Source organism: Streptomyces lincolnensis, from assembly GCF_021173675.1.
In the GTDB taxonomy this organism is placed as follows: Bacteria; Actinomycetota; Actinomycetes; order Streptomycetales; family Streptomycetaceae; genus Streptomyces; species Streptomyces lincolnensis_B.
This window is the reverse complement of the sequence record NZ_JAIHON010000003.1, coordinates 45,564-66,631: the sequence shown is the minus strand read 5'-3', so window position 1 is coordinate 66,631 and position 21,068 is coordinate 45,564. Positions and strand designations below refer to the sequence as shown.

The following is a 21,068-nucleotide window of genomic DNA, read 5'->3' as shown; positions in this document are numbered from 1 at the left end:
TCGATGTGCATGACCTCGGTCCTCTTACCAGGTCACGGGGAGTTCCAGCATCCCCTGGATGGTGTCGCCGGGCTTGAAGGGGATCTCGTCGGCCGGGGCGGCCAGGTGCAGGGTGGGCAGCCGCTCGAACAGGCTGCGCAGGGCGATCTCCAGCTCGGCGCGGGCCAGGTTCTGGCCGAGGCACTGGTGGATGCCGAAGCCGAACGCGACGTGGTGGCGGGCCGGGCGGTGCCAGTCGAGGCTGTCGGGATCGGGGTAGACGTCCTCGTCGCGGTTGATGACCGAGGTCGCGAAGACCACGCCGTCGCCCGCCCGGATCGTCGTGCCCGCCACCTCGATGTCCTCGGTGGCCATCCGCAGCAGCCCGTCGGCGATCGACAGCAGCCGCATGAGTTCCTCGACCGCCGTGGGCAGCAGTGCGGGGTCGCCGCGCAGCTCGGCCAGCCGGTCGGGGTGCCGGAGGAGGGTGTAGGTGCCGAGCGAGATCATGTTCGCGGTGGTCTCGTGTCCCGCGACCAGCAGGATGAGCGCGAGGGCGATCAGCTCCTCGCGGTCCATCTCGCCCTCGCGCAGCCGCTGGTGGACGAGTTCGTCCAGGACGCCGTCGCCGGGCTCCCGCTGTTTGTCCTTCTGGTCGATCAACGCGTCGAAGTAGGACTCCAGTTGCTCACGGGCGTCCATGACGTCCTCACCCGCGGGGCCGCGCAGCAGCCGCCGGGACTGCTCCTCGAAGAAGTCGTGGTCCGCGTAGGGGACACCGAGCAGGGCGCAGATCACCGTCGACGGCACGGGCAGCGCGAAGGCGCTCACGAGTTCGGCGGGCGGTCCCTGCGCGATCATCGCGTCGAGCCGCTCGTCCACGACCTGCTGGATGCGTGGCCGGAGTTCGGTGGCGCGTTTCAGTGTGAAGCTGGGGATCATCATCCGCCGCTGGGCGCGGTGCTCGGGATCGTCGACACCGAGGAGCGCGGCGCGCTTGTTCCGCACCGCCGCGAAGCGGGCCGTGATCGCGGGGAACCGGGGGTGGGTCCGGTCGGTGGACAGCCTCGGGTCGGCCAGCAGGGCGCGGGCGGCGGTGTGACCGCTGACCATCCAGGCGGGAGTGCCGTCGAAGAGCGTGATCCGGCTCAGCGGACGATCGGTGCGCAAAGGGTCGTAGCCGGTGGGCGGGTGGTAGGGACAGGTCCGGTCCTGGGGGAAGGCGACGGGTTGCGTTTCCGTCATGGAAGACCTCGCAGACGAAGAGTGCGTCGTGCAGATCTTCATTAGATGCCCCGGGCACCTATGGGGCGACGACAAGTTCGGCCAGATCGGTGGCGGACGCAAACTGGCCGGAGATGAACGCCGATGGCCGGGCGGCACCCTTTGGGGAACGGCCGGAAACAAGGTAGGGATGGATACCGCACGTGCCGAAGTTGAACTCGGTACGAGTCAGCCGTAGTCGATGACGATGGGACGGATGAAACATGCCTCTTGAGGGCGAGTACGAGCCCAGCCCCGAGCAGTGGGTGCGCGACCAGGTGGAGTTGTACGAGAGCTCCGGCGGTACCAAGGGCACGACGTTGATGGACACGGGCATGCCCGTCGTCCTGTTGACGACCAAGGGTGCCAAGAGCGGCAAGCTGCGCAAGACGCCGGTGATGCGGGTCGAGCACGAGGGGCGCTACGCCGCCGTCGCCTCGCTGGGCGGAGCGCCCAAGCATCCGGTCTGGTACCACAACGTCAAGTCCGAACCGCTTGTGGAGCTCCAGGACGGGCCCACGAAACGGGACATGGTCGCCCGTGAGATCACCGGGGCGGAGAAGGACGAGTGGTGGGAGCGTGCCGTCGCGGCCTACCCGGCGTACGCCGACTACCAGAAGAAGACGGATCGGGTCATCCCGGTCTTCGTGCTGGAGCCCGCGGACGGGAACTGACGGCTCGGAAAAAATCTTCGCCCGGATGCGCATGGACGCGTGACGACCGGGCACCCGAGCCTCAGGCCCCGCCGCGCTCCCCCGTCGCGGCGGGGCTTTCTCGTGCCTCCGCGGCGCGCCGGTCGGTGACGTCGAGGAAGATCTGGTCCGCTTCCGGGACCGTGCTCGCGAGGGACCGCTTGATGCGGACGGCCACCTCCTCGACCCGTTCGCTGTCCAGACCGGGCATCAGGTCGACGCGGGCGGCCACCAGGAGCGCGTCGAGCCCCATCTTCATCGTGAACAGCGCCTCCACGCTGTCGATCTCGGGCTGGGCGTCCAGCAGCACCCGGATCCTGCCGCTGGCCTCCGGATCCGCGGCCTCCCCGATCAGCTGGGCGCGGGCCTCGCGTCCCAGCCGGTAGGCGACGTAGACGAGCAGCGCGCCGATCGCCAGGGACGCGGACGCCTCCCACACGACCTGCCCGGTCACCATGTGCAGCGCCATGCCGGCCATCGCGAGGGTGACGCCGAGCACCGCGGTGCCGTCCTCGGCGACCACCGTGCGCAGCGCGGGATCGCGCAGGCCGTCACCGCCCCGGCCCTGCCGGCGCGCCTGGTACAGGGCGCGGAGCAGCGAGCCGCCCTCGGCGAGCAGCGCGACACCCAGGACCACCAGACCCGCCACATAGCCGCTCAGCTTCTCCTCGGAGCCGCCCCGCAGCGCCTCGAAGCCCTGGAAGAAGGAGAAGCAGCCGCCCATCACGAAGATCCCGACGGCCGCGAGCAGCGACCAGAAGAACCGCTCCTTGCCGTATCCGAAGGGGTGGCGCCGGTCGGCGGGACGGCGGCTGCGGCGCAGCGCGGCGAGCAGGAAGACCTCGTTCATGCTGTCGGCCACGGAGTGCGCGGCCTCCGACAGCAGAGCGGGCGATCCGGCGAGCAGTCCGCCGACGGCCTTGGCCACGGCGATCAGCAGGTTGGCGGCGAGCGCCACCAGCACGGTGACGCGGGTCCTGCGGTCGGCCTTGTGGTGCGGAGATGTCTCGGTCACCTCCGCCGACTGCCCCCGGCGGGATGGGACACACCCCGTGCCGTCGGCGGAAATCGGGGAACGCGTTCACCAGGGCGTACCGCAGGGAGGACACATGAGTGCCGGAGACGACGGCAACAGCACCTACGGCAGGAAGGCGTTCAAGCGGTCCAAGAGCCACTTCACGGACCGGATCACCGCCGACGGCCGGGACGGCTGGCCGGTGGAGGCGGGCCGCTACCGCCTGGTGGTCAGCCGTGCCTGTCCGTGGGCGAGCCGCTCGCTGGTCTCCCGGCGGCTGCTCGGTCTGGAGGAGGCCCTCTCCCTCGCCGTCGCCGATCCGATCCAGGACGACCGCAGCTGGCGCTTCACCCTCGACCCGGACGGCCGTGACCCCGTCCTCGGCATCCACCACCTCAGTGAGGCCTACGACCGGCGGGAGCGCGACCACCCGGGCGGTGTGAGCGTGCCGGCGGTGGTGGACGTGCCCAGCGGGAAGCTGGTCACCAACGACTACCAGCAGCTCACCCTGGACCTCGCCACCGAGTGGACGGCCCTGCACCGGTCGGGGGCTCCCGACCTCTATCCGCAGGCGCTGCGCGACGAGATCGACACGGTGATGGCGGACGTCTACGAGGACGTCAACAACGGGGTGTACCGGGCGGGCTTCGCCACCGGCCAGGAGGAGTACGAGGCCGCGTGCGCCGGTGTGTTCCGGCGGCTGGAGGCGCTGACCGCGCGGCTGGCCCGGCAGCGCTATCTGGTCGGGGACACGATCACCGAGGCGGACATCCGGCTGTTCACCACGCTGGTCCGTTTCGACGCCGTCTACCACGGCCACTTCAAGTGCAACCGCTGGAAGCTGGCGGAGAACCCGGTGCTGTGGGCCTACGTCCGCGACCTCTACCAGACGCCCGGGTTCGGTGACACGGTCGACTTCGACCACATCAAACGGCACTACCACCAGGTCCACACCGGCATCAACCCGACCGGCATCGTGCCGCTCGGCCCCGATCTGTCCGGCTGGCTGTCGCCGCACCACCGCGAGGAACTGGGCGGGCGGCCGTTCGGCGACGGGACACCGCCGGGGCCGGTGCCGGCCGACGAGGAGGTCCCGGCACGGGGACGGCCCTGAACGCGCGAGCAACGCACCCATCGATGGAGGAGATCCACGTGGCCAAGAAGAAGAAACTGCCCCTCGCCTACCAGCCCGTCGGCTTCGTCCTGGGCTGGGCGGGCGGCGCCCTGGCCGGGCTCGCCTTCCGCAAGACCTGGATGGCGATACGGCACGAGGAGGACGCCCCCGACGCGCTGGACCGGGATCGCGGCTGGGGAGAGATCCTGCTGGCCGCGGCGGTCCAGGGCGCCATCTTCGCCGTGGTCCGCAGCGCGGTGGACCGCACCGGGGCGAAGGCCATCGAACGCTCGACAGGGGTCTGGCCCGCCTCGGAGAAGGGCGGCCGCGACTGACGACGGCGGACGGCCCGGCCACACCGGCGGCACGGGCCTGACGACGGCACGGCGGACGACGGCACGGGGGGGGGCTCGCGGCGCTGCGAGCCCCCCTCGTTCACCTCACCCCTGCTTCGGTGCCGTGGACGGGATGAGCCGCAGGGTGAAGGAGTGCCCTGCCGGGTCGGCGAAACCACGTTCCTCGTGGATGCCGGTGGCGTCCCTCGTGTCCAGCGCGCGTCCACCGAGGCCGATGACCTTGCGTTCAGCCTCGTCCAACTCCTCCACCACGAAGTCCAGATGGACCTGGAGCGCGTTCTCGGGGCGGGGCCAGCTCGGCGGTGTCGCGTTCACATCACGGCGGAACGCCAGCCGGATCCCGTCGGCGCCCCTGATCTCCACCAGGTTGGCGCTCTCGTTCGTCTGCTCCGCGTCCAGCAACTCCTTGTAGAACTCCGCGAGTTTCTCCGGCTCGGCACAGTCGAGCACGACGACGCCCGCTTTCACCAAGGCCATGTCTCCTCCGATAGGTCCGGGCGCGAGGCGTCCGTGCCGCGCGGCCCTGTACCTAGCGGATATCCCGGCCCGGCCGATTCAGTCGGCCGGCCGCGCCGCCGCCGCGTCGAGCCGACGGGCACCGGCCCGACGGGCTTCTTGGACGGATGTCCAGTTATAATGGACACCCGTCCAAGAAATACCCCGTCCCGAGCAACAGAGGAAGAACCTGATGGAGATCCTGGCGAACGTGCTGGTCGGCCTGGTGGCGGCACTGCACGCGTACATCCTGGTGATGGAGATGTTCCTGTGGCAGAAGAAGCCGGGGATGTCCTTCCACGGGTTCGACCAGGAGATGGCGAAGGCCACCGCCGCCATGGCCGCCAACCAGGGCCTCTACAACGGCTTCCTCGCGGCCGGCCTCGTCTGGGGCCTCGTCGCCGCCGATCCGACCGGCTTCCGCGCCCAGGTGTTCTTCCTGGCATGCGTGATCGTGGCAGGCGTGTACGGGGCGGTGACCGCCAACGTCCGCATCCTCCTCGCACAGGCCCTGCCGGGCGCGCTCGCCCTGGCCGCCGTCCTGATCGCGCAGTGACCCGCCCCGCCGCCGAGGACCCGCGCGCGGCCCGCACCCGGGCGCGACTGCGCGAGGCACTGCTCGCGGAGTGCGCCGAGCGGCCGCTGGCGGAGGTCGGCGTGGCCGCCCTGGTCCGCCGGGCGGGGGTCGGCCGGGCCACGTTCTACGTCCACTACGACGGCCTGGAGGCCCTGGCGGTCGACGCCTGCGCGGACGTCGTACGGGAGGCGGTTCAGGCGCTGCACGCCTGGCGCGGCCGGCCCGACCCGGTGCACGCGCCGCCCGCGCTGGCGGAGTTCTTCGCCTCGCTCACCCCGCACGCGGGGCTGTACCGGGCGCTGCTGAGTCCGGGCGGCGGCGGTCCGCTGGGGCGGGTGCTGCACCGGGACCTGCGGGCGTACAGCCTGCGCGAGCGCGAACTCGCGGGGGCCGCCGACGCGCCGCTGGTGGCGTCGGCGGTGGCCGCCACGTTCGCGGGGGTACTGGCCGACTGGCTGCACGGCCTGCTCGACGCGGAACCCGCTCACATAGCCGACCAGGTCTGGCAGTTGCTGGTGGCGCTGCACGCGAGCCGGTGACGCCTGCGGTCCCTCACATACAGGCGATCACGTCCTTCGTCCGGGGCCATGCCTCCACGCCGTCGGGAGTACGGACGTACGCCGTCGTACGGTCGTCGGTCAGCCACAACTCCCGGTCGTCCAGGCGGTATCCGGTGTCGCGGGCGTCGTCGGGCATCCGGACGTCACCGTCGTACGGGCCGGTGAGCAAGTCCCGCTCGAACACGCCCTCGGGATCGCGGACGAACTGCTCGGCGTTCCGGCCCCGGCCCAGGTGCAGCATGCGGGCGCTCTGCCAGTCGCAGTGCTCGGGGCCGAGGGAGCTGTGCACCGTGGTGACGGGGATCCGCTTCCCGGTCGCGTCGGTCCAGATCTCGGTCCCCCAGGAGTCGGTGAAGCTCGCGGGGAGTTCGGCCGGGTCGCACGAGGCGCTCGCCTCCGGGCCCCACCCCGGTCTGCCCTTCCGGTCCTCGGCGACGACGACGGCGACCTTGGTCCTGCCGTTCACGTCGAAGGAGTACAGCACCCGGCCGTCCCGCTCGGCCTCCAGACGGTATCCGGTGCGCGGGACCTCCGGCTGCTCCATGTCGAAGTACGCCTTCAGGCCCTCCTCGGGGCTCTCCCCCGCGTCCGCCCGGCTCCACTCCTCGCCGCTGCTGCCCGCGTAGGCCTCGCCCTCGCACTCCAGCGCCCGTCCCGCGGCGCCCGACCGGGTGAGCACGGCCCGCTCGCCGCTCTCGTCCACCTCCTTCATGGGCAGGTACAGCGGTCCGCCGTACGGCGCGGCCGGGGGCTCCCCCGCGACGACCATGTCCTCGTCGATGCCCTCCCCGCACCCCACGACCGCCATGGCCACCAGCACCGCCACCGCCACCGCCCCGACCCCTGCGCGCATACCCCGCCCCCTGATCACCGACCGCTGTTCCGCTCCTCCGACGCTCCGGCGCCCCGGAACGTTCAGCGTCCGGCCGCCTGGAACGTGCGCCGGTAGGCCTGGGGAGAGACACCGATCGCGGCGTGCAGGTGCTGGCGCAGGGAGGCGCCGGTGGCGAAGCCGACCTGGCCCGCGATGTGGTCCACCGACAGGTCGCTGGCCTCCAGCAGGTGGCGGGCCCGGGCGACGCGCTGCTGGATCAGCCAGCGGCCGGGGCTCAGGCCCACCTCCTCGTTGAAGCGGCGGGCGAAGGTGCGCAGACTCATCCGGGCGTGGGCGGCGAGGTCGGCCAGGGTGAGCGGCTCGTGGAGGCGTTCGAGGGCCCAGGCACGGGTCGCGGCCGTGCCGGCGGCGCCCCGCTCGGGGACCGGCTGTTCGATGTACTGCGCCTGGCCGCCGTCCCGGAACGGCGGGACGACACAGCGGCGGGCCACGGCGTTGGCGAGTTCGCTGCCGTGGTCCTTGCGGACCAGGTGCAGGCAGACGTCCACTCCGGAGGCGGCCCCGGCGGAGGTGAGGATCCGGCCGTCGTCGACGAAGAGGACGTCCGGGTCGAGGTCGATGTGCGGGAAGAGGCGCCGGAAGTGGCCGGCGAGCTGCCAGTGCGTGGTGGCCCGGCGGCCGTCGAGGAGCCCGGCCGCCGCCAGGACGAAGGCGCCGGTGCAGATGGAGACGATGCGTGCCTCGGGCCGGATCAGCGCCAGGGCGGCCCGGACCTCCTCGGGGAGCGAGGTGGGGGGCATCCGGTCGGGCGCGATCGGCGCGATCACCACCGTGTCGGCGGTGGCGAGGAGCTCGGGTCCGTGCTCGACACCGACGGTGAAGTCGGAGCTGGTGCGCACCGGACGGCCGTCGACCGTGCAGGTCAGGACCTCGTACCGGCCGTCGGCGGCGCCGAGGATCCGGCTGGGGATACTCAGTTCGAAGGGGTAGACCCCGTCCAGGGCCAGCACCACGACCCGTTCCGCACCGCTCGTCCCACGCATGGCACGATCCTATCGAATGATGGCCTTCATGCCATTTCCCGGGCGGGCGGGGCCGGGCAGGCTCTGTGACCATGAGCACTGAGAACACGATGCGAGCCATCAGTCAGGACATCCTCGGGGGTCCCGAGGTACTGCGGGAAGTGGAGCTGGAGCGGCCCGAACCGCGGGCGAACGAGGTACTGGTCCGGGTGCGGGCGGCCGGGCTCAACCCCACCGACTGGAAGCACCGGGCCCTCGGGATCTTCCTCGGTGAGCCCCCGTTCGTCCTGGGCTGGGACGTCTCGGGCGTGGTCGAGGCGACCGGGTTCGGCGCCTCGGACTTCACGGTCGGGGACGAGGTCTTCGGGATGCTGCCCTACCCCTACGGTGCCGGTTCGCACGCCGAGTACGTCATCGCCCCGGCGCGCGCCCTGGTGCCCAAGCCCGCCGGAATCGACCATGTCGGGGCCGGGGCCCTTCCCCTGGTGTCGCTGACCGCCTGGCAGGCCCTCGTGGAGCATGCCGATCTCCAGCCGGGGCAGCGGGTGCTGATCCATGCGGCGGCCGGTGGTGTCGGCCATGTGGCCGTCCAGATCGCCAAGGCCCGCGGGGCGTATGTGATCGGCACCGCCAGCTCGGGCAAGCACGCGTTCCTGCGGGAGCTGGGCGTGGACGAGGTGATCGACTACCGGGAGTCCGACTTCGCCGAGGCCGTCAAGGACGTCGACGTGGTCCTGGACACCATGGGCGGCGATCACGCGCTGCGCTCACTGCGGGTGCTGCGTCCGGGTGGAGTGGTGGTGTCGATCCTTCCGGGCACGGGTCCCGAGGTGCACGAGGAGGCCGAACGGCTCGGTGTCCGGGTCCAGTTCGTCCTGGTGGACGCCGACCGGGCCGGTATGAAGGCGATCGCGGAGCTGGTGGAGGCGGGGAAGCTGCGCCCCGCGATCGCCGGTACCTTCCCGTTGGCCGATGCCGCCGAGGCGCATGCGCTGGGCGACACCGGCCGGACCACGGGGAAGCTGGTCCTGACCGTCGACTGAGGACGTCCGAGTCGGAACAGCAGCTCGGGTCAGAACGTCAGGACGGGCTTGATGGCCTTGCCCGCGCGCATGTCCCGCACCGCCTGCTCGATGTCCGCGAAGGGGTAGGTGCTGATCAGGCGGTCCAACGGGAGGCGCCCGTCCTTGACGAGCTCGACCAGGGCGGGGATGAAGGACTGTGTCTCGGCGTCGCCGAGGGTGAGACCGACGACCTGCTTGCCGCCGAGCAGTCCGTTGACGTCCAGGGCGACCTCGGTGCCGAAGGGCGGGGCGCCGACGACGACCAGGGTGCCGCGGGCGGCGAGCGCGTCCACGCCCTGGCGCAGGACACCGACGTTGCCCGTGGTCTCCACGACACCGTCCGCGCCCCGGCCGCCGGTGATCTCCGCCAGGGCCTCGGCGAGGTCCCTTTCGCCCGCGTCGACGGTGTGGGTGGCGCCCAGCTCCTTGGCCAGCGACAGGCGTTCGCCCACCCGGTCGACGGCGACGACGGTGGTGGCCGGAGTGAGGGCGGCGGCCATCACCGCGGACAGGCCGACGGCTCCGGCGCCCAGGACCACGATGGTGGAGCCGGTGGCCGGCTTCAGCACGTTCCACACGGCGCCGACGCCGGTCTGCACCCCGCAGCCGAGCGGGGCGATCGACTCCAGCGGTACGTCGGTGTCGACCTTGACCAGGCTTCTGTCGTTCACCACCGCCCGCTCGGCGAACGAGGACTGGCCGAAGAAGTGGCCTCCCAGCGGCTCCCCGGCACGGCTGATCGGGCTGGTGCCGTCGGCCCGGCGGCCGCCGATGAGGTTCAGCGGCAGCCAGGTGGAGCAGTACGCCGGGTGGCCGCCGTCGCAGTTGCGGCACGCGCCGCAGGAGGTGAAGGACAGCACGACGTGGTCGCCGGGGGCGATGCCGGTGACGGCGGATCCGACGGCCTCGACGACGCCCGCGCCCTCGTGCCCGAGGACCCCGGGCAGCGGGAAGGGCAGTCCGCCGCTCGCCACGCCGAGGTCGGTGTGGCACAGACCGGCGGCGACCATCCGGACGACCGCCTCGTGGGGCCCGGGCTCGTCGAGGACGACGTCGGAGAGGGTGAAGGGTGCGCCGCCGGACTCGACCACGGCGGCGCGGGTGGTGATGGACATCGTACGAACTCCCTTGGTTCTGAAGCTGGTTCGGGCGCGCTCAGCCGAGCGAGACGACGACGGACTTGACCCTGGTGTACGCGGCGAGCGCCTCGGGGCCGTACTCGCGACCGAAGCCGGAGTCCTTGACGCCGCCGAAGGGCACCGCCGGGTCGAGCATCGCCCAGTCGTTGATCCAGACGATGCCCGCCTGGAGCCGGTCGGCGATGCGGTGGGCGCGGGCCAGGTTGGAGGTCTGGATGCCCGAGGCGAGGCCGTACGGGGTGGAGTTGGCCAGGGCGACCGCCTCGTCCTCGGTGTCGAAGGGCTGCACGGTGAGAACCGGGCCGAAGATCTCCTCCTGGACGACACGGGAGTCGTTGGAGAGGTCGGCGATCACGGTGGGCTTGTAGTAGTAGCCGTCGAGGTCGAGCCGCTCCCCGCCGCAGACGATCCGGCCGCCCTCCTTGCGGGCCAGGTCGACGTACTCCTCGACCTTCTTCAGGTGCTTCTCCCCCGCCATCGGTCCGACGACGGTGCCGGGATCGCGCGGATCGCCGACCGGTACGCCGGGCACCGCGTCGGCGAGGATGCCGAGCAGGGTGGTGTGGACGGGGCGGGAGACCAGCAGGCGGGGGCCGCCCATGCAGAACTGGCCGGTGTTGAAGACGAAGGCCTTGATGATCGCGCCGACCGCCTTCTCCAGGTCGGCGTCCTCGAAGACGATGTGGGCGGCGTTGCCGCCGAGCTCCACGGTGACCGGCTTGAGGCCCTCTCCGGCGGTGCCGGCCACATGGCGGCCGATGGCGGTGGAGCCGGTGAAGGCGACCTTGTCGACCCCGTGGTGGCGCAGCAGCGCCTCGCCGGCCACCGGTCCGGTGCCGGTGACCACGTTGACCACACCGTCGGGGACGCCCGCCTCGGTCAGCAGCCGGGCCATGTAGAGGGCGCTGAGGGGGGTCTCGTCGGCGGGCTTGTGCACGACGGTGTTGCCGGCCGCGAGTGCGGGGCCGATCTTGGAGCCGGCCAGGATCAGCGGGAAGTTGAAGGGCGTGATCGCGGCGACCACCCCGAGCGGCTCGCGCTTCGTATACGCGAGCGCGTTCATGGGCGTGTCCCGGACGGCGCCGTCGAGGGTGTGGGCGAGGGCGGCGAAGTACTCGTAGTCGTTGGCCGCGTTCGTGACGTCGACGGCGTGGCACAGCGAGATCGGCTTGCCGACGTCCAGGCTCTCCAGCCGGGCGATCTCGTCGGCGTTCTCCCTGATCAGCTGGGCCACGCGGTGCAGTATCCGGCCCCGCTCCCGGCCGCTCAGTCCGGACCAGGCGCCGCTGTCGAAGGCCTCGCGGGCGGCGCGGACGGCGGCGTCCACGTCGGCGGCGCCCGCCTCGGCGACGGTGGTGACGACCACGCCCCGGGACGGGTCGACCACCTCGGTGCGCGCTCCGTCGGCGGCCTCGCGCCACTGGCCCCCGATGAACAGCCGTCCGGGTTCGATCTCGATGGTGGTCATCACCGCTCCTCAGCATCGTCGCCAAGATTTCAACCAACAGGATTCCTGTTGGTTCGCAGTCTCTTTACAGACAGGTTTCCTGTCAATGCTCTAGCCTGAACCCATGCTCGACGCCCAGGAAACCAAGACGACCCCTTCCCTCCTCTACATGGTGAAACAGGTGGAGCTGGTCGTGCGATCCCACCTGGACGAGCTGGTCAGACCGTCCGGGATCACGGCGCTGCAGTACACCGCGCTCACGGTCCTGGAGCGGCACGACGGGCTGTCGGCCGCCCAGCTGGCGCGCGACTCGTTCGTCACGGCCCAGTCGATCGCCGATCTCGTCCGGTCCCTGGAGAACCGCGGACTCATCCGCCGGGAGCGCAATCCCCGCAACCGCCGGGAGCTGCTGATCCTGCTGTCGGACGCGGGCCGTGAGCTGCTCGCGGAGCACGCGGGGCCGGTACGGGAGCTGGAGGAGCGCATGGTGCGCGACCTCACGGCACACCAGGCCGAGCAGCTGCGGCAGGCGCTGACCAAGGCCTGGCAGGCCCTGTCGTAAAACCGCCGCGAGTTCTCAGGTGAAATTCACAGACATATGTCAATCGAACATGCTCAAATTCACTCCATCGAGGGTAACTTGCAGGGCGGGGAACGGTTTTGCATGTACTCGGGGCACGGGTAGGCGTCTACGCTCGCAGGACGCCGTCACCCCGGACCCCGGTGACCTGCACCCCCTGTCGCTGGCGGAGCCGGTAGGAGGCGATGTCGCAGTGCAGCAGGAACCGACACCGTTCACCCGGCATCTGCGCGTCCGCGAGGACCGGGGCCACACCGTCCTGGAGTTCCGCGGGGAGATCGACATCGCCGCGGCCATGGAGATCCTCCCCTACCTCGACCGGGTCACGGGGCGGCCGGACGCGCGCCTGGTGATCGACCTCAGCCGTGTGGAGTTCTTCGACTGCTCGGGACTGCGCCTGCTCTACCGCGCCCGCGGCCGGGTGCTCGACCGGGGCGGACGGCTGTCCCTGGTCTGCACGCACCCGCTCACCCTGCGCGTCCTGCGGGTGACCGGCCTGGCCCGGCTGCTGCCGCCGATGCCGACGCTGGACGCGGCCCTCGACCCGTCCGAGACCACGTCCGGCACGGTGTGACCCGCGCCGTGCCGTCCGGGTGAGCCGTCCTACGCGAGGATCCTGGTGACCTGGCCGGCGCCGACCGTCCGCCCGCCCTCGCGGATGGCGAACTTCAGCCCCTCCTCCATGGCGACGGGCTGGATCAGCTCGACGTTCATGGTGGTGTTGTCGCCCGGCATGACCATCTCGGTGCCCTTGGGCAGGGTGACCACGCCCGTCACATCGGTCGTGCGGAAGTAGAACTGGGGGCGGTAATTGTCGAAGAACGGCGTGTGCCGGCCGCCCTCGTCCTTGGACAGGATGTAGGCCCGCGCCTCGAACACCTTGTGCGGGGTGACCGAGCCGGGCTGGATCACCACCTGGCCGCGTTCGACCTCGTCCCGCTTCACCCCGCGCAGCAGCAGTCCGACGTTCTCGCCCGCCCGGCCCTCGTCGAGGAACTTGCGGAACATCTCGATGCCGGTCACGGTCGTCCGGGTCTTCGTCTCGTGGATGCCGATGACCTCGACCTCCTTGTTGACGTGCAGCGTGCCGCGCTCGATCCGGCCGGTGACGACCGTGCCGCGTCCGGTGATCGTGAAGACGTCCTCGATCGGCATCAGGAACGGCCGGTCGACGTCCCGCACCGGCTCCGGGACCGACTCGTCCACCGCGTCCAGGAGGCGCAGCACCGACTCGGTCCACTCCGCGTCGCCCTCCAGGGCCTTCAGCGCCGAGACCTTGACGACGGGCAGGTCGTCGCCGGGGAACTCGTACTCGCTCAGCAGCTCGCGGACCTCCAGCTCGACGAGTTCCAGGATCTCCTCGTCGTCGACCATGTCCGTCTTGTTGAGGGCGACGACGATGTACGGCACGCCCACCTGCCGGGCCAGCAGGACGTGCTCCTTGGTCTGCGGCATCGGCCCGTCGGTGGCCGCCACGACCAGGATCGCGCCGTCCATCTGGGCGGCACCGGTGATCATGTTCTTGATGTAGTCCGCGTGCCCGGGGCAGTCCACGTGCGCGTAGTGCCGGCGTTCCGTCTGGTACTCGACGTGGGCGATCGAGATGGTGATCCCCCGCTGCCGCTCCTCGGGCGCCTTGTCGATCTGGTCGAAGGGCGTGTACGGGTTCAGGTCGGGAAACCGGTCGTGCAGCACCTTCGTGATGGCCGCCGTGAGCGTCGTCTTGCCGTGGTCGATGTGACCGATGGTCCCGATGTTCACGTGCGGCTTGGTCCGCTCGAACTTCGCCTTGGCCACTGCGAGCCCTCCTGAGCATCCGGGTGATGCCGAGCCGTGGTGTGCTCCTTCCTGTCTATTCGGTTCGCGGCGCGTCGAACAGGGCGCTGACGGACTCACCGTTGTGGATCCGGCGTACCGCCTCGGCGAGCGCCGGGGCGACGGTCAGGATCCGCAGCTTGTCGGTGCGCTCCTCCTCGGGCACGGGCACGGTGTTGGTGCACACGATCTCCAGGACGTCCGGCTGCTCGCCGATCCGCTTCAGGGCCCCGGCGGCGAACAGTCCGTGCGTGCAGGCGACCCGGATCGAGCGCGGCCCCAGCTCGCGCAGCCGGTCGAGGAGCTCCAGGACGGTGGAGCCCTTGGCGATCTCGTCGTCCAGCACGATCACGTCCCGTCCGGTGACCTCGCCGATGACGGAGTTGATGTTGACCCGGTCGTCCGCGAACCGCTGTTTGGCGCCCGCGGCCACCTGGGCGCCGATCATGCGGGCGAACGCGGCGGCCTCCTTGGCGTTGCCGAGGTCGGGCGAGACGACCGTGGTGCGCGAGAGGTCGTACTGCCGGAAGTGCGCGGCGAGTTCGCGCAGCGCGTGCAGGTGGTCGACCGGCACCGAGAAGAAGCCGTGGACCTGGGGCGAGTGCAGGGTCATGGCCAGCACCCGGCTCGTGCCGGCCGCCACCATCAGGTCCGCGACCAGCCGCCCGCCCAGGGAGATACGGGGCGCGTCCTTCTTGTCGGAGCGGGCGTAGGAGTAGTGCGGCATGACGACGGTGATCCGTCCGGCCGAGGCCCCGCGTGCCGCGTCGCACATCAGCAGCAGCTCCACGAGGTGCTCCTGGACCGGCTTCACCAGCGGCTGGATCAGGAAGACGTCCCGCTCCCGGCAGTTCGCCTGGAGCTGCACCTCCAGGCAGTCGTTGGCGAACCGGCTGACCCGGGTGGGGCTGAGCGGCACCTCCAGATGCGCGCAGACCTCCTGGGCCAGCTCGGGGTGGGCACTCCCGCTGAACACGGCGATGTCTCGCACGATCTGCTCCTCGCATGATCATTCCGGCTGCCGGGGCTCATGCTACGGGCCCGAAAACCGGTTGCGGACCGACCGAGGGGGCGCGCCATGACGGCGGTGCTCGTCCCACCTCCCGTCAGGCCTGGACGGAGGTGCCGCTGGACGCCCTGGCGGCCGTGACTGGCGGCCCGGCGGGTGTGCGAGGTCGAGCTGCGGCTGCCCGGGCTCACGCACGGAGAGGGAGTGTGGTGGTCACGTCCTTCCGGTGACCGTGAACTCAAGCCGCACCAGGTCCGGTTGTCATCACCACGACACGGGCAGCCGGCGCGGGCTGCGGGTCATCTGGCCCTCCCGCCACTCGATGGTCCCGGGGGTGAACTCGGCCTTGAGGTCCGGGAAGCGGACGGCCAGGCGGTGCAGGGCGAGGCCCAGTTCCAGGCGGGCGAGCCAGGCGCCCAGGCAGTGGTGCGGGCCGGCGCCGAAGACCACGGTCGGCGCGCTCGGAGGTGTGAACAGGTCGGCGGGGCCGGACGGGAAGACCTCAGGGTCCCGGTTGGCGGAGTTGGTCTGGACGGCGACGACCGCGCCCGCCGGGATGCTCACGCCGCCGAGTTCGACGTCCTCGACGGCGCGGCGGATCAGGCCGGGCAGCACCCGGCCCTCGCTGAGCGGGACCGTGCGCAGCAGGTTCTCGACGGCGGTGGCCGCGGTCTCCTCGTCCTCGGCGAGCCGCGGCCAGGCGTCCCGCCCGTCGGTGAGGAGGTGGACGACGATGTTGCCGAGGGCGGTCATGGTGGTCTCGTGCCCGGCCACCACCAGGCCCAGGACCAGGACGATCAGCTGCCGTTCGTCGATGCCGAGGCCGTCGCCCGCCGCCACCAGCCCGCTGACCAGGTCGTCGCCGGGGTCCTTGCGCCGCTCGGCGACGAGGTCGGCGCAGAACACCCCGAACTCCAGCATCGCCCTGCCGACCTCGTCCGCGGTGTGCGCCCCGCCGGACAGGGCGTGGTCGGCCCAGTCGCGGATGCGGTCCCAGTCCGCGTGGTCGAGCCCCATCAGCCGGGAGATCACCGAGACCGGCAGGGGGCGGGTGAACCCCTCGATGATGTCGGCCGGTCGCGGCCGCCGCGCCAGGTCGTCGAGCAGGGACTCCACCACGGAGGCCACCCAGGGCCGCCAGCGGGCGATCGCGCGTGGGGTGAACGCCCGCTGGACGGTGCCGCGCAGCCGTTGATGGGCGGGACCGTCCTGGTTGAGCAGGCCCTCCGGGGTGTCCAGCAGGTTCGGTACGACGAGCAGCGGCGGCGCGTCGTCGGCCTTCAGGGAGCGCCGGTCGAAGCGGGGGTCCATGAGGACCTGGCGCACCTCGGCGTACCGGGTCACCAGCCAGACCGGAGTGCCGGTGGCGAGGGTGCCGGGCCGGGGCGGGCCGGACTCGGGGAAGGCGACGTGGTGCATGGGGCACAGGGGGCGTGCGGTGCTGTCGGTGCTCATCCGGGTCTCCAGACGCGCCGGAAGTGCGGGTGGTCCACGCTAGTGCGCCCCGCCTGCTCCCGTCAGCGGTACGGATCGGCCAACGAGGCGGTCTGGCAAGGCTCTTGTGGGGGCATTCGAACGGGTAGGAAGGAGGGCCGTCGCATGACGACTCCCATCAGGCGCATGTCCAGGCGCATGCCCGGCTGGGCGAAGGCGGTGAGTGCCGTGGTACTGGTGCTCGTCGTGTTCTTCGCCGGGATCCGGCTGAGTGTGCTGCCCGGTCTGAAGGACCTGTTCGGCACGGAGACACACGACCGTTCCGGCCCCGCACTGCTCCAGTCCATCCAGGACATCAGCCGTTACGACGCCGCCTCCGGCAATTTCCAGGTCGTGGTGGACCTGGAGAAGGACACCAAGTACCTGCCCGACGCGATCCGCGGCTCCCGCACCCTGTACATCGGGGCGGGTTCCGTCGACGCCTACGTCGACCTCGGCAAGGTCGGCAAGAACGACGTGACGGTCAACGGCGACCGTACGTCGGCCACGCTGCTGCTGCCGCACGCGCAGCTCGGCAAGGCCTCCCTGGACGTCGACCGCTCCTACGCGGTCTCCAAGCAGCGCGGTCTCCTGGACCGCCTGACCGACCTGTTCTCCGACAACCCCAACGGCGAACAGGCCGTCCAGAAGCTGGCGGTGCGGCACATCGGCGAGGCGGCGAAGGAGAGCGAACTGACCAAACGCGCCGAGATCAACACCACGAACATGCTCGAAGGGCTGCTGCGCTCCCTCGGCTTCAAGGTGGTGAACGTCAAGTACGGCACCTGATCAGGAGCCGAGGACACCCGGCAGCGCCAGGGCGCCGAGCACGGCGGCGCCCACCAGCAGCCAGGCCACGTAGTCCCCGACGTGGCCGGACTGCAGGCGCCGCAGCGGCAGCGCCCAGGCCGGTGCGAGCAGTTTCGGGCGGGTGACGGCCACGGCCGCGAGGCCCACGGCCAGCGCGGTCGAGGCCAGGCCGAGCAGGATCCCTGCCGGGGTCCAGTGCACGGAGGCGACGAGGACGCCGCCGGACCCGGCTTCGTTCACGGCGTGGGCGACCACGTCGGCGAAGCCGGGTCCCACTCCGACGGCCAGGACTCCGGCGAGCAGCACCGCGGGGACCGCCTTCATGGAGTCGGGGATCCGGCCCAGCCGGTGACGGGTCTCGGGCCGCTCGCCGGAGCCGGTCGTCTCATAGGCGTCGCCGTTCTCGGGCGGCGGGCCGAGGCCGAGGAAGACCCGGGCGGCGACCCGCAGCACCGCCCCGGCGGTGACGGCCGTGGCGAGGACGTACAGCACGGTCAGCGGACCGCCCACCGCCTCCTCCGTGATCGACTTGCCGAGCGCCGTCCCGAAGGGCGGCAGCCCGGCCAGCCCCAGGGCGCCGAGGGTGAACAGCACGGCGACACCGCGCAGTTCGCGGGCCCGCCCGCGCAGCGCGTGCTCGTCGACGCTGCCGTAGCGGTCCAGGAGGATGCCCGCGCAGGCGAACAGGGCGGCCTTCACTCCGGCGTGGCCGAGCAGGTACAGGGCGATCCCGTCGTCGGCCTCGGGCTTCAGGACGCCGATGCCGAGGAGGAAGAGACCCATGTGGGCGACCGTGGAGTAGGCCAGCAGTCGTTTGAGGTGCCGCTGGTACCAGCACAGGATCGCGCCGACCGCCGCGGTCAGCGCGCCGAGCACCGTCAGCGCCCGTTCGAAGTCGGCGGCCGGGATCCCGCCCGGCCCGGCGAACACGGTGCCGTACACCCGCCACACACCGTAGGCGCCGAGTTCGACCATGACCCCGGACAGCACCATGCACACGGGGGTGGGGGCGACGGCGTGCGCGTCGGGGAGCCAGAAATGGAAGGGGACGGCGGCGGCCTTGACCAGCAGTCCGGTCAGGACGAGGACGAACGCGGCGAGCACGAGCACGTCGGGCCCGTCCGGTCCGGCCGCGCGGTCCAGGCCCCGCCCGATCTGCGTCATGGCGAGCTCGCCGGTCCGGGCGTACAGCAGCGCGATGCCCATCAGCAGGCAGTAGGCGCCCAGCGAGTTGACGACCGCGAAGGTCAGCGCGCCCTGCACGGCCCGGGCCTCCTCGACCCGGTGGCCGGTGAGCGCGTAGGCGACGACGCTCATCAGCTCGAACCACACGAACGCGTTGAACAGGTCGCCCGCGAGCGCGAACCCGCACATGCCGGCCTGGAAGAGCAGCACCAGCGCGGGGAAGGACCCGGCGTGGCCGCGCGGCGGTTCGTCGAAGTAGCGCCAGGAGTATGCCAGGGCGGCCAGTGTCAGCAGCGAGGCGAGCGCGGCCATGCCGAGCCCGGGGCCGTCCCCGACCAGGACGATGCCGACGCTCCGTCCGTTCACGGGCACCCAGCCGCCGGCCCACTCGACCATGGGCGGCGAGCAGTTCAGGAGCAGCACGAGCGCGAGCGCGGCCGTGCCAGCCGAGACGGCACAGGCCACGGACTCGGCGACCAGCCGGGGCACGAGACGGCCGCCGGCCACCAGCACGGCGGCCCCGAGCAGCGGCAGGGCGACGAGGAGCGGCAGCAGGTCGTCCATCAGCCGCGCAGCTCGGAGAGTTCGTCGGGGTCGACGGTGCCGTGCCGCTTGGCGACCTGCACGACGAGGGCGAGCAGCAGGGCGGTGACCGTGGCGCCGACCACGACATCGGTCAGCGCCAGCGCCTGCACCACCGGGTCGACCACGGGCCGCGATCCCGGTTCCACGTCGGAGAACACCGGCGCGGTGGCGCCGTCGCGGTAGCCGACGGCCAGCAGCAGCACGTAGGTGGCGGCCTGGCAGACGGAGAGGCAGCCGACCGCGTGGATCAGGTTCCGGCTGGTGGCCAGGCCGTAGCAGCCGATCAGGAAGATCCATACGGCGACCAGGTACGGCAGGACGTGTGTCACGGCGGTCATGGTGTTCCGCTCCCCTTCCCGGTGGGGTCCTCGATCTCGACGGCCTGGTCCAGGAAGCGGGCGAGCAGCACGACGACCGCGCAGGCGACCTCCATGCCGACGGCCGCGTTGAGCAGGGGCACGGTGCCGCCGGAGGACAGCGTGTTGAACGTGCCGTACGGCAGCAGCGTGTTGGCGAGGAACGCGGTGGCGCCGATCAGGCCGGCGAGGCCGGTGACGAGGTACGCGGAGACGGCGACCGCGTCACCGGCCTCGTACAGGCCGAGCGGTCGGACGCGTTCCAGGGCGCGGTAGTCGGCGCCCAGGTAGAGCAGGTGCAGGGCGGTCGCGGCGACGACTCCGCCCTGGAAGCCGCCGCCCGGGCTGAGCTGCCCGTGGGCGATCACGTACAGGCCGGTGAGCAGGGCGACCGGCAGCACGGCGAGGGCGTAGCGGCGGACCGGGCGGGCCACGGGCTCGGGTTCGGGCCGGGCGCGGTGTTCGTCGCGGGTCTGGCGGAGCAGGACCACGCAGCCCACGACGGCCGCGAAGAGGACGGTCAGCTCGCCGAGGGTGTCGAAGGCCCGCTGGTCGAAGTTGACGGAGGCGACGGTGTTGGCGGTGTGCCGGGCGAGGGACGCGTCCACGGCCCGGTCGCCGTAGGGGTGGCGGTCCCCGCCGAAGTCCGGAAGGTCCAGGCAGGCGGCGACGAGCAGGGCGGCCAGTGCGGTCCCCGCCACGGCCACGAGCCACAGCCGGATGCGCCGGTTCACCGACGTGGGCCCTCCTTCCGCCCGCGCCGCCTGACCTTGCGCACCGTCAGCAGCAGCAACAGCGGGGTGAGCGCGGAGCCCACCGCCAACTGCGACAGGCCGACGTCGGGTGCCTGGAGCGTCGTGAACAGCACCGCGAGGAGCACGCCGAGGACGGCCAGGACCAGGGCCTGGCGTACCGGGTCGCGGACCAGGACCGCCGTGGTCGCGGCCGCGGCGACCAGCAGCAGCGCGACGATGATCACCGCGTCAGCCACGGCGCAGCCCTGAGAACCCGCCGGACAGCGCGCGGGAGGCGACGACGTTCCCGCCGATCAGCAGCGCTCCGACGACCAGGAGCTTGGCCGACGCGCGGCTGGGACCGGTGGCCACGCACAGTGCCGTCACGACGGCCGCGCCGGCGCCCACGACCAGGTAGGTGGGTCCCCAGGCGCGCGGCGGATCCTCGGCGAGGTCGTCGGCGAGCAGCCGGGCGAAGACCAGGGTGCCGACGGGGCCCAGCAGGGCGAGGACCAGGGCGAGATCGACGTAGGAGGGACGGTCGTAGCCCTGCGCGAGCAGCAGCAGGACGAGGCAGGCCAGGGCGGTGGAGAGGTTCTGGGCGACGACCCGGCGGCGCAGCGGGCCGGTGGCGACGCCCCACAGGGTGGCTCCCGCACCCGCGCCCAGGGCGACGGTCGCGGCGAGGATCCAGCCGTTCACCGTCCGGTCACCGCCCGCCGGGCGGCGCGGGCGGCGAGTGCCCCCAGGGCGGCGACGGTCGCGCCGACCGCCAGTTCCAGGGGGCCCACGGCGCTGATGAGGATCAGCCACAGCACGGCGAGCCCGGTCCACCAGGCCAGGAACTCGGCCGCGGCGCGGAGTGTCGTACGCATGGCTGCTCGCGGGGTCATGCGCCACCTCCCTGCTCACGTGCGGGCTCATGAGTGGCGCCATCCAAACACCGCCCCGCGCGGGGGTGGT

25 protein-coding genes are annotated in these 21,068 nt (G+C 71.6%); 9 read left to right on the top strand and 16 right to left on the bottom strand.

Features of this window, described 5'->3' with window-relative positions:
- Window positions 1-24: 24 nt before the first annotated feature.
- Window positions 25-1,224: a cytochrome P450 gene (locus K4B79_RS07490; RefSeq protein WP_232025511.1), complete on the bottom strand. Its 1,200-nt coding sequence runs from the start codon at window positions 1,222-1,224 to the stop codon at window positions 25-27.
- Between the two features lie 242 nt (window positions 1,225-1,466).
- On the opposite strand from K4B79_RS07490, the gene K4B79_RS07485 reads away from it, so the two are divergent.
- Complete coding sequence (locus K4B79_RS07485) at window positions 1,467-1,916, top strand: nitroreductase family deazaflavin-dependent oxidoreductase (protein WP_232025510.1); 450 nt, start codon at window positions 1,467-1,469, stop codon at window positions 1,914-1,916.
- 61 nt (window positions 1,917-1,977) lie between these two features.
- On the opposite strand, the gene K4B79_RS07480 is transcribed toward K4B79_RS07485, so the two are convergent.
- A complete protein-coding gene (locus K4B79_RS07480) occupies window positions 1,978-2,898 on the bottom strand; it encodes a cation diffusion facilitator family transporter (RefSeq protein WP_374208446.1) in 921 nt (306 codons plus the stop codon).
- Window positions 2,899-3,043: 145 nt separating this feature from the next.
- On the opposite strand from K4B79_RS07480, the gene K4B79_RS07475 reads away from it, so the two are divergent.
- A complete protein-coding gene (locus K4B79_RS07475) occupies window positions 3,044-4,063 on the top strand; it encodes a glutathione S-transferase family protein (RefSeq protein WP_232025508.1) in 1,020 nt (339 codons plus the stop codon).
- Window positions 4,064-4,101: 38 nt separating this feature from the next.
- Complete coding sequence (locus tag K4B79_RS07470; RefSeq protein ID WP_232025507.1) at window positions 4,102-4,398, top strand: DUF4235 domain-containing protein; 297 nt, start codon at window positions 4,102-4,104, stop codon at window positions 4,396-4,398.
- Window positions 4,399-4,503: 105 nt separating this feature from the next.
- Here K4B79_RS07470 and K4B79_RS07465 read toward each other — a convergent pair whose 3' ends face one another.
- Complete coding sequence (locus K4B79_RS07465) at window positions 4,504-4,896, bottom strand: VOC family protein (protein WP_232025506.1); 393 nt, start codon at window positions 4,894-4,896, stop codon at window positions 4,504-4,506.
- A gap of 211 nt (window positions 4,897-5,107) precedes the next feature.
- Here K4B79_RS07465 and K4B79_RS07460 point away from each other — a divergent pair, with 211 nt between their 5' ends.
- Window positions 5,108-5,470, top strand: a complete 363-nt coding sequence (locus tag K4B79_RS07460; protein ID WP_232025505.1) for a DUF1304 domain-containing protein — start codon at window positions 5,108-5,110, stop codon at window positions 5,468-5,470.
- Window positions 5,467-6,030: a TetR/AcrR family transcriptional regulator gene (locus K4B79_RS07455; RefSeq protein ID WP_232025504.1), complete on the top strand. Its 564-nt coding sequence runs from the start codon at window positions 5,467-5,469 to the stop codon at window positions 6,028-6,030. The genes K4B79_RS07460 and K4B79_RS07455 overlap by 4 nt, the downstream gene beginning before the upstream one ends.
- 13 nt (window positions 6,031-6,043) lie before the next feature.
- On the opposite strand, the gene K4B79_RS07450 is transcribed toward K4B79_RS07455, so the two are convergent.
- Together K4B79_RS07450 and K4B79_RS07445 are read right to left on the bottom strand one after the other, a co-directional pair.
- A complete protein-coding gene (locus tag K4B79_RS07450; protein ID WP_232025503.1) occupies window positions 6,044-6,904 on the bottom strand; it encodes a hypothetical protein in 861 nt (286 codons plus the stop codon).
- A 62-nt stretch (window positions 6,905-6,966) separates the two neighbouring features.
- Window positions 6,967-7,929 carry a GlxA family transcriptional regulator gene (locus K4B79_RS07445; protein ID WP_232025502.1) on the bottom strand — a complete coding sequence of 321 codons (963 nt, stop codon included), beginning with the start codon at window positions 7,927-7,929 and terminating at the stop codon, window positions 6,967-6,969.
- Between the two features lie 71 nt (window positions 7,930-8,000).
- Between K4B79_RS07445 and K4B79_RS07440 the strand changes: the two genes are divergently transcribed.
- Window positions 8,001-8,951 (top strand): NADP-dependent oxidoreductase, encoded by a 951-nt coding sequence (locus K4B79_RS07440; RefSeq protein ID WP_232025501.1) that lies wholly within the window; start codon window positions 8,001-8,003, stop codon window positions 8,949-8,951.
- 29 nt (window positions 8,952-8,980) lie between these two features.
- On the opposite strand, the gene K4B79_RS07435 is transcribed toward K4B79_RS07440, so the two are convergent.
- Together K4B79_RS07435 and K4B79_RS07430 are read right to left on the bottom strand one after the other, a co-directional pair.
- A complete protein-coding gene (locus K4B79_RS07435) occupies window positions 8,981-10,087 on the bottom strand; it encodes an NAD(P)-dependent alcohol dehydrogenase (protein ID WP_232025500.1) in 1,107 nt (368 codons plus the stop codon).
- 40 nt (window positions 10,088-10,127) lie between these two features.
- Entirely contained in the window at window positions 10,128-11,579 is a 1,452-nt protein-coding gene (locus tag K4B79_RS07430; protein WP_232025499.1) for an aldehyde dehydrogenase family protein, read from the bottom strand.
- A 103-nt stretch (window positions 11,580-11,682) separates the two neighbouring features.
- Here K4B79_RS07430 and K4B79_RS07425 point away from each other — a divergent pair, with 103 nt between their 5' ends.
- Window positions 11,683-12,120: a MarR family winged helix-turn-helix transcriptional regulator gene (locus K4B79_RS07425; RefSeq protein WP_232025498.1), complete on the top strand. Its 438-nt coding sequence runs from the start codon at window positions 11,683-11,685 to the stop codon at window positions 12,118-12,120.
- 211 nt (window positions 12,121-12,331) lie between these two features.
- On the top strand, window positions 12,332-12,712 hold the full coding sequence (locus K4B79_RS07420; RefSeq protein WP_232025497.1) for an anti-sigma factor antagonist: 381 nt from the start codon (window positions 12,332-12,334) through the stop codon (window positions 12,710-12,712).
- Window positions 12,713-12,741: 29 nt separating this feature from the next.
- Here K4B79_RS07420 and tuf read toward each other — a convergent pair whose 3' ends face one another.
- From tuf to K4B79_RS07405, 3 genes are all read right to left on the bottom strand, one after another.
- Window positions 12,742-13,935, bottom strand: coding sequence for an elongation factor Tu (gene tuf, locus K4B79_RS07415; protein WP_232025496.1), 1,194 nt, complete (start codon window positions 13,933-13,935; stop codon window positions 12,742-12,744).
- A 55-nt stretch (window positions 13,936-13,990) separates the two neighbouring features.
- Complete coding sequence (locus tag K4B79_RS07410; RefSeq protein ID WP_232025495.1) at window positions 13,991-14,944, bottom strand: ribose-phosphate diphosphokinase; 954 nt, start codon at window positions 14,942-14,944, stop codon at window positions 13,991-13,993.
- A 282-nt stretch (window positions 14,945-15,226) separates the two neighbouring features.
- Entirely contained in the window at window positions 15,227-16,417 is a 1,191-nt protein-coding gene (locus K4B79_RS07405) for a cytochrome P450 (RefSeq protein WP_232025494.1), read from the bottom strand.
- 144 nt (window positions 16,418-16,561) lie between these two features.
- Here K4B79_RS07405 and K4B79_RS07400 point away from each other — a divergent pair, with 144 nt between their 5' ends.
- A complete protein-coding gene (locus tag K4B79_RS07400) occupies window positions 16,562-17,224 on the top strand; it encodes a DUF4230 domain-containing protein (RefSeq protein ID WP_232025493.1) in 663 nt (220 codons plus the stop codon).
- Here K4B79_RS07400 and K4B79_RS07395 read toward each other — a convergent pair whose 3' ends face one another.
- From K4B79_RS07395 to K4B79_RS07370, 6 genes are read right to left on the bottom strand one after another with little or no spacing between them, the layout of a single operon-like run.
- A complete protein-coding gene (locus K4B79_RS07395; protein ID WP_232025492.1) occupies window positions 17,225-18,994 on the bottom strand; it encodes a complex I subunit 5 family protein in 1,770 nt (589 codons plus the stop codon). It abuts the gene before it with no gap.
- Entirely contained in the window at window positions 18,994-19,353 is a 360-nt protein-coding gene (locus K4B79_RS07390; protein WP_232025491.1) for a sodium:proton antiporter, read from the bottom strand. The genes K4B79_RS07395 and K4B79_RS07390 overlap by 1 nt, the downstream gene beginning before the upstream one ends.
- Window positions 19,350-20,105: a hydrogen gas-evolving membrane-bound hydrogenase subunit E gene (gene mbhE / locus K4B79_RS07385; protein WP_232025490.1), complete on the bottom strand. Its 756-nt coding sequence runs from the start codon at window positions 20,103-20,105 to the stop codon at window positions 19,350-19,352. The genes K4B79_RS07390 and mbhE overlap by 4 nt, the downstream gene beginning before the upstream one ends.
- Window positions 20,102-20,362 (bottom strand): hydrogenase subunit MbhD domain-containing protein, encoded by a 261-nt coding sequence (locus K4B79_RS07380; protein ID WP_232025489.1) that lies wholly within the window; start codon window positions 20,360-20,362, stop codon window positions 20,102-20,104. The genes mbhE and K4B79_RS07380 overlap by 4 nt, the downstream gene beginning before the upstream one ends.
- Window positions 20,355-20,807, bottom strand: coding sequence for a monovalent cation/H+ antiporter complex subunit F (locus K4B79_RS07375; RefSeq protein ID WP_232025488.1), 453 nt, complete (start codon window positions 20,805-20,807; stop codon window positions 20,355-20,357). Before K4B79_RS07375 ends, K4B79_RS07380 begins: the two co-directional genes overlap by 8 nt.
- Window positions 20,804-20,998: a hypothetical protein gene (locus K4B79_RS07370; protein WP_232025487.1), complete on the bottom strand. Its 195-nt coding sequence runs from the start codon at window positions 20,996-20,998 to the stop codon at window positions 20,804-20,806. Before K4B79_RS07370 ends, K4B79_RS07375 begins: the two co-directional genes overlap by 4 nt.
- Between the last annotated feature and the right edge of the window lie 70 nt (window positions 20,999-21,068).